This is a genomic window from Aliiroseovarius sp. PrR006 (assembly GCF_010500215.1).
Taxonomy (GTDB): domain Bacteria; phylum Pseudomonadota; class Alphaproteobacteria; order Rhodobacterales; family Rhodobacteraceae; genus Aliiroseovarius.
In genome coordinates this window covers 23959-30775 of record NZ_JAAGOY010000012.1, presented here as the reverse complement: position 1 = coordinate 30775, position 6817 = coordinate 23959, and the positions used below count along the sequence as shown (strand labels likewise).

Genomic DNA, 6817 nt, shown 5'->3' with positions numbered 1-6817 from the left:
TAATACCAAACGCATGCTCAATCCCATGCATCTGAAGCACTTTTACGAACGCTTCTTCCGTGGTCATCTTCATTGTGCTGATCCTTTTGTTGGTCGCTGACATACAGCGGCAGCTTTTTTCAGTGTTTGTGTCTGTTAAGGGGGCAATTTCGCCCCTGAAAGTAGGGCCAAACTGGATTTCGAATTATATCCAGTTGGGATTTATTCCCAGGTGAGGTCACGCAATGTGGTCTACACCTGCTGCTGTGATCCGATTATAGAACCTCGTCGTTGAGATAATACCAAACATAGGCAAATCTCTGTCCCATCCGACGGAACGGCGTAAGCAAACCGTGGCTCGGCAAGGGTGAAGTGAAGATCGGCAGATCGAATGCCTTATCCGATTTGTCACCTGCGACAAGCTGCGCCATGCGTCGGCCAGCCTGAGCCGAGTACATCACACCATTTCCGCCATAACCCATTGCATAGTAAATTTTTTCTTCAGAGTTCGGCTGGAAGATGCGCGGCATCATATCGTGACTTACATCCACCCACCCCCACCAAGAGTAGTCAAGATTGATATCCTCGAGCGCGGGGAACTTGCGCGCCAGACCAGCCTTGAGCATCTCAAGATGCTTGCCATTTTCAGCATCCCGTCCGGTAACAGCACTGCGCGACCCAATCTGCATCCGATTGTCGGGAAGCAGGCGGTAATAGTGGCGCAAAGTGCGGGTGTCCGTTAGTGGCGATTTTGTATGAATTCCACACTCTTTCAACTCGCTCTCAGTAAGCGGACGGGTGACCATGGAGTTGGACAGAATCGGCATCAAACGATGCTTGGTTTTCTTGTTGAGGCCCGGAGGTGTATACCCGGCCGTAGCCAGCGCCACGGACTTCGCCCGGACAATCCCGCCGGGGGTACGCAGGTGATGCACGTTGCCTTTGGTTTCCCACCCCAGAACCGGACTACCGGTATGGATCTTCACGCCCAAACGGCGGGCCATTTTCGCATATCCAAAGGCCAGCTTGCCTGCATGGATGCAGGTTCCGTCTGGTTCCCACATGGCACCTGCGGCTTCTTGGTCTTTCACATGGCTTTCGTGCAATTCCTCACGGCTGATCATCCGCGCGCCATAGCCGAAGGTTTCGTTCAACAGAGCGGCTTCCTTGGCCAACTTCGGCATCACCTTCTCGCGGTGTGCGATATAATAGTGGCCCCCGGTCTGCGGGTCACAGTCAATATCATCCTGCGCGATCAGGTCTTCAAACAGCTCGAATGCCTCGGTGACTTCACGATGCATGCCTTTGGCAACATCCACACCCCAACGCTGAATCCACTGAGAGCGCTTCAGGCGACCGGAAGAAATCTGTGCCTGCCCACCATTGCGGGTTGAACAGCCCCAGGACACCGTGTTGGCTTCAAGCACAACCGCTTGAATACCGTATTCCTTGGCCAGATGGATCGCCGTGGACAGGCCAGTGTAACCCGAGCCGACAACAACAACATCGACATCCATATCCGACGAAACAGGCCCGTCATCTGCGGGCGGTTCACCTGCGGTGCCGATCCAGTATGTTGGTGCGTGGTCACGATTGTGACCAGGACCCGCATCGATGATCGGATCGTATTTCGGGTCATAGCTGGACTTAGGCCAGTGACGGGGAAGGGTATGGTCAACCATGAGGGACACTCCCGAAACAGGGGTTGAAGAAAGAAATATCCGGGCCGTTTGAGGGGCCCGGACGTTAGAGGCGCGGGTCGCGCTCCGGGCTTAGGCTTTGAACATGGGGCGCGTCTTTCGAAGCGCCTGTTTCACGATGATCTGACCGTCACGCAGGGTGAACAGGTCAGCCCCTTCGGCTTCGATCCGCATCCCGTTCGCATCGGTCCCCGAGAAGGTCCATTCGCTGACGGCACGGTCGCCGTGCACGAAATGCGAGTGGTGATCCCAGTGCGCGTCTTTCATCCCGGCCCACACGGCGGAGAAAGCGTTGGCGATGGCTTCGGCACCTTCGATTTTGTTGCCGTATTTCTCGTCACCAGCAACGGTGTAGAACACGCAATCGTCGGCGAAGTGGGTCATCACCGCGTCAACATCGTGGCGGTTGAACGCGTCAAAGGTATCGGCCAGATCTTGGGCAGTCAGGGTCTTGGTCATAGGTCAGGTCTTTCAGTCTTTAAGGGGATCCTGATCGCCCAGATAAGGAACAATCAGGGTTGGGATGTGAGATCTGCGCAGCACCCGCTTGGCCACCGAGCCAAGGAAAGTGTGCGAGAACCCGTGGTCATGCGCGCCTAGGACAATCAGGTCACAGCCCATTTCCTTCGAGCGGCGCAGGATGACTTCAGCCGGGTGGCCATCGGTTACTTCCACGGAAGTGACGAGGTCGCGGATCTGGGCATCTTCGCCTTCGAAATTTGCCCAAAAACGCGCCTGCCGTTCGGCCAGAATTGTTTTCACCATGTCATGGCGACGCTTCTGAGCCGTCTTGCGGGTCTCTTCGTTCAGGACGAACATCTCGATCGCCACGCGCGCGTCTTCGGACATCGGCTCGTTCACGTGCAGGACATGAATTTCCGCGCCGGTCGCCTTTGCAATACACGCCGCATGGCGAAGCGCATGGCTCGAGTTTTGCGACAGGTCCGTGGCAAAAAGGATATTGGTGATCAGTTTCTGCATGACGTTATCCTTTCATCAATAGCCAAAGAAGCGCGGCAGCCAGAGCGAGAGCTCGGGGAAGAACGCGATAATGAAGATTGCGATCGTGTTCACGGCGGCAAAGGGCAACGCACGGATCGAGATCTTCTCGATCGTGATGTTGGATATCCCCGACGCGATGAACAGGTTCTCGCCCAGCGGCGGCGTTTGGAAGCCAATACCCAAAGTACAGACCATCACCACGCCGAAGTGGATTGGATCAATACCGACCGAATAGGCCACGGGCAGCATTACCGGCACCAGGATCAGGATCGTGGCGAGGGTTTCCATGAACATGCCCACGAAGAGCAGGAAGAAGATGATCAGCGCCCAGATGACATAGAGGTTGTCGGTGAAGCTAAGCATGTTGTCAGCAATGATCGCAGGGATCTTGTTTTCCACCAGCAGGCGTCCGAATACGGTCGCGGTGAACAGGATTAGCAGCACGCGACCGGTCAGCCATGTGGTGCTTTCCAGCGACTGGAACAGCGATGCCCATGTCAATTCACGATAGATGACCACGCCCACGACGAGCGTGTAGAAGATCGCAACAATGGCGGCCTCGGTCGGGGTGAAGAAGCCGGAATAAATACCGCCGAGGATCACCAACGGTGCCATCAGCGACCAGAAGCCGCGATACATCTCGCACAGCACGCCACGTGGGGACCAGCCCTCAGCCGAGCCTTTGAAGCCGCGCTTTTTCGACAAGATGTAGTTCATAACCAGAAGGCTTGAGGCGATCAGGAAGGCAGGCACGAAACCGGCGATGAACAGTTTCGAGATCGAAACGGACTGGAAGGTGCCGAACTTCTCGACCGCTTCCGGCGGCGGCGCCATACCAAGGGCAGCGATGCCGAAGATAACCATCGGGATCGAGGGCGGAATGATGATGCCAAGGCCACCAGACGATGCGGTGATCGCCGACGCGTATCCTCGTCCATAGCCACGTTCGATCATGGCCGGGATCATCAGCATCCCGACGGCAGCGGTGGTGGCCGGTCCCGAGCCCGAGATCGCGCCGAAGAACAGGCAGGCCATAACCGTCGCTGCCGAGATACCACCGGTGAACGGACCAGCCAGACTTTCAGCCACATTGATCAGGCGTTTCGAGATACCCGCGGCTTCCATCAGGGCGCCAGCAAGGATGAAGGCAGGCAGCGCCATCAGCGGGAACGACCCGACCGAGGTAAAGGCGATCTGCACAAATTTGATCGGGTTCTCATCCAGATACAGGAACGAGATCAGCGACGAGACACCAAGTGCCACGGTGATCGGAGCGCCCAGCAGCAACAGCCCGAGGAACGATCCGAAAAGGAGTGTAACGATTTGAGTTTCCATGGTTCTATCCCTTCAGAGCCGCTTACGCGTTTTTGTCCGCATCAGAGTTCGCCTTGATCTCATCAAGGTCGATCTGGTCGGGATCGGCGATATCGTCGCCACGGATAAGTTTCTTGTAGTTCACCTGAAGGATGCGGATCGTCATCAGGGTGAAGGCGACCGGCAAAACCATGTAGATGTACTTCATCTCGATGCCCAAAGTCTGGGATTTCCAGAACTTGTTCATGCGATTGAACACGAAGTCGTAGGCAAGGTAGATGAAATAGACGTTGAAGAAGATCCAGAAGAGATCCGCAAAGGCCTCGATCCACTTGATGTAGCGGGCGGGCAAGAACTTAAACTGGAACGTGACCCGGTTATGGGCGCTTTTCAACGCAGCATAGCTTGCGCCGAAGAAGACGAACCAAACAAACATGTAAACCGACAGCTCTTCGATCCAGCTGAAGGAATATCCAAACAGTTCGCGCGACAAGATCTGCACGAACAGCAGCAAAACAAAGCCCGACAACAGAAAGCGGCAAATGATGCTTTCGATGTTGTCTAGAAATTTCCAAAACATTGCGTTCTCCTCACCTGTTCGGAGAAGCGCAGCACGCTTCTCCGATTATTTTTATGGACGCATGTATTGATTACTGAACCGGATCACGGCCGATTTCGGCCAGAGCAGCGTTCAGCTTTTCGATACCACCAACCGAGTCATAGAACTTCGGCCAGACAGCTTCGGTGGCCAGCTTGATGAATTCAGCTTCGCCATCTGCAGGGTCCGAGATCTCCATACCGCGCTCTTGCAGTACGACTTTGATCTTGGATTCTTCATCACGCAGATACTGTGCCGAGAATGTGGTCGCGGCTTCGCCAGCGGCCAGAACGGCAGCCTGATCTTCAGCCGACATGTCCTGGAACACGGCTTCCGACACGATCAGCGGTTCAATCGAGAACAGGTAACGCAGGTTGGTGACGTAAGTCTGAACTTCATCAAACTTCATTGCGTAGTTGGTGATGTAGGGGTTGTCCTGACCATCAACAACTTTGGTCTGCAGACCAGCAAAGGTTTCCGACCATGCCATCGGCGTCGGGTTCACGCCCCAGGACTGGTAGGTGGCGATCATGATTTCGTTCTTCGGCGTCCGGATGACCAGATCCGACAGGTCGGCCACGGTGGTCACCGGGTGCTTCGAGTTGGTCAGTACGCGGAAGCCCGAATAGGCCCAGCCGATGATACGGACGCCAGCGTCACGAATGGTGTTTTCGATCAGTTCCTGACCAACCGGGCCTTGGGTCAGCTTTTCGGCATCTTCCAGGCTCAGGATCATGTAAGGCAGCGTCAGTGTGCCAACGGTCGGCGAGAACGGGGTGACGTTGTTGATGGCCAGGATCGAGAAATCCAGCGTGCCGATCGCTGCGTCGTTCACGGTGTCTTGTTCCGAGCCCAGCTGGCCGTTCAGGAACAGGGATGCGGTGTGCTTGCCGCCGGTGTTTTCTTCCAAAGCCGCGACAAATGCCTTGCCCAGCGCTTCTTGAGTGCCGCCTGCGCCGTCACCAACTGCGATCTTGAAGTCTTTCGCCTGGGCTGCGCCAGTGGCCAGCAGAGCGGTGACAGATACAGCTGCGGTCAGGGTGCAGACTTTCTTGAGAAATGACATGGATATCCTCCCGGTTTGTCATCTTGGATGATCGGGCGACATCGGAACGCGCTCTCCTCATGCGCTTTCAATGATCCCGTTCGCCTCGGTCCTAAGAGGGTAGGTTGTCATTAACGTTTCAAAAATATAAACTTATGCGCGCAAAGTTTCACATATTGCGAACATGACTATGGCACGGAATTCACTTGTTAATAATATCGGCGATGCCGACCTTAAACTGCTACGGATCTTCAAATCGGTGGTCGAAAGTGGTGGTTTGGCCGCTGCCGAAACCGAATTGAACATCGGTCGATCTACCATTTCGAAACATCTTTCAGACCTTGAGCACCGATTGGACTTGCGATTGTGCAACCGGGGACCGGCTGGATTCGCGTTGACCGAAGACGGCGCAAAGGTTCTTGAAGCGGCGGACGGTCTTTTGGGCAGCGTTTCGGATTTCCGCGCCGAGGTGAATGAGATCAAGAAGAGACTGGTCGGCACCATCCGCATTGCGTTTTTCGACCAGTGTGCCTCGAACCCCGAGGTGAATCTGGCAAAGTCCATCGCGGCGTTTAACCTGGCTGCGCCGAACGTAGAAATCGACCTGTCGATCGAACCGCCGACCGCCATTGAAACCAAAGTCATCGGAGGAGAACTGGATATCGGCATCATCGCACAGCACCGGCCCTCGCCCAGCCTGAACTATGTGCCGATCTATGGCGAGAACATGTATGTGTATTGCGGCAGGGACCACGAGTTTTTCCAGCGCAGTGATGCTGGTCTGTCATTGGCTGACGTGCGCCGGACTAACTATGCGGGCATCAGCGTAAACTCACCCAACCTGCATGTGGGGCAGAAGCTCGGACTGCGTCGTTCGGCCAAGGTTCAAAGCGAACACGCTTTGTCCATTTTGATCCTGTCTGGACGCTATATCGGTTTCCTTCCAGATCACCTTGCCAGAATTTTCGAACAACGTGGAAGCATGAGGCCCATTCTACCGGACCAGCTTTACTATCGCACGACCTTCTGCGCGGTCACGCGGCGCAGGCCAAATCCCAACCGGATTACGTCTTTGTTTCTGCAAACGCTTGAGCAACAGCATTCAAAGTAGGCTGTGCTGGTTGCATCGGATTTCTCCTCTACCACTCCTTGGTGGTTATGATGAGCCAAGAGTTCTCT

At 55.1% G+C, this 6817-nt stretch carries 7 protein-coding genes; 1 reads left to right on the top strand and 6 read right to left on the bottom strand.

Annotated features, from left to right (window positions below):
• Positions 1 to 254: 254 nt before the first annotated feature.
• The 6 genes from G0Q00_RS15670 to G0Q00_RS15645 form a co-directional block, all read right to left on the bottom strand.
• The gene (locus tag G0Q00_RS15670) at positions 255 to 1661 is read right to left on the bottom strand and encodes an FAD-binding oxidoreductase (RefSeq protein ID WP_163041054.1); all 1407 of its coding nucleotides are present in this window, start codon (positions 1659 to 1661) and stop codon (positions 255 to 257) included.
• Positions 1662 to 1751: 90 nt separating this feature from the next.
• Entirely contained in the window at positions 1752 to 2138 is a 387-nt protein-coding gene (locus tag G0Q00_RS15665) for a nuclear transport factor 2 family protein (protein WP_163041052.1), read from the bottom strand.
• A 12-nt stretch (positions 2139 to 2150) separates the two neighbouring features.
• A complete protein-coding gene (locus G0Q00_RS15660) occupies positions 2151 to 2660 on the bottom strand; it encodes a universal stress protein (RefSeq protein ID WP_163041050.1) in 510 nt (169 codons plus the stop codon).
• A gap of 15 nt (positions 2661 to 2675) precedes the next feature.
• Positions 2676 to 4016, bottom strand: coding sequence for a TRAP transporter large permease (locus G0Q00_RS15655; protein WP_163041048.1), 1341 nt, complete (start codon positions 4014 to 4016; stop codon positions 2676 to 2678).
• 22 nt (positions 4017 to 4038) lie between these two features.
• Complete coding sequence (locus tag G0Q00_RS15650; protein WP_163041044.1) at positions 4039 to 4575, bottom strand: TRAP transporter small permease; 537 nt, start codon at positions 4573 to 4575, stop codon at positions 4039 to 4041.
• A gap of 70 nt (positions 4576 to 4645) precedes the next feature.
• Positions 4646 to 5659 carry a TRAP transporter substrate-binding protein gene (locus G0Q00_RS15645; protein ID WP_163041042.1) on the bottom strand — a complete coding sequence of 338 codons (1014 nt, stop codon included), beginning with the start codon at positions 5657 to 5659 and terminating at the stop codon, positions 4646 to 4648.
• 169 nt (positions 5660 to 5828) lie between these two features.
• Between G0Q00_RS15645 and G0Q00_RS15640 the strand changes: the two genes are divergently transcribed.
• Positions 5829 to 6749 (top strand): LysR family transcriptional regulator, encoded by a 921-nt coding sequence (locus G0Q00_RS15640; protein WP_163041040.1) that lies wholly within the window; start codon positions 5829 to 5831, stop codon positions 6747 to 6749.
• Positions 6750 to 6817 lie beyond the last annotated feature (68 nt).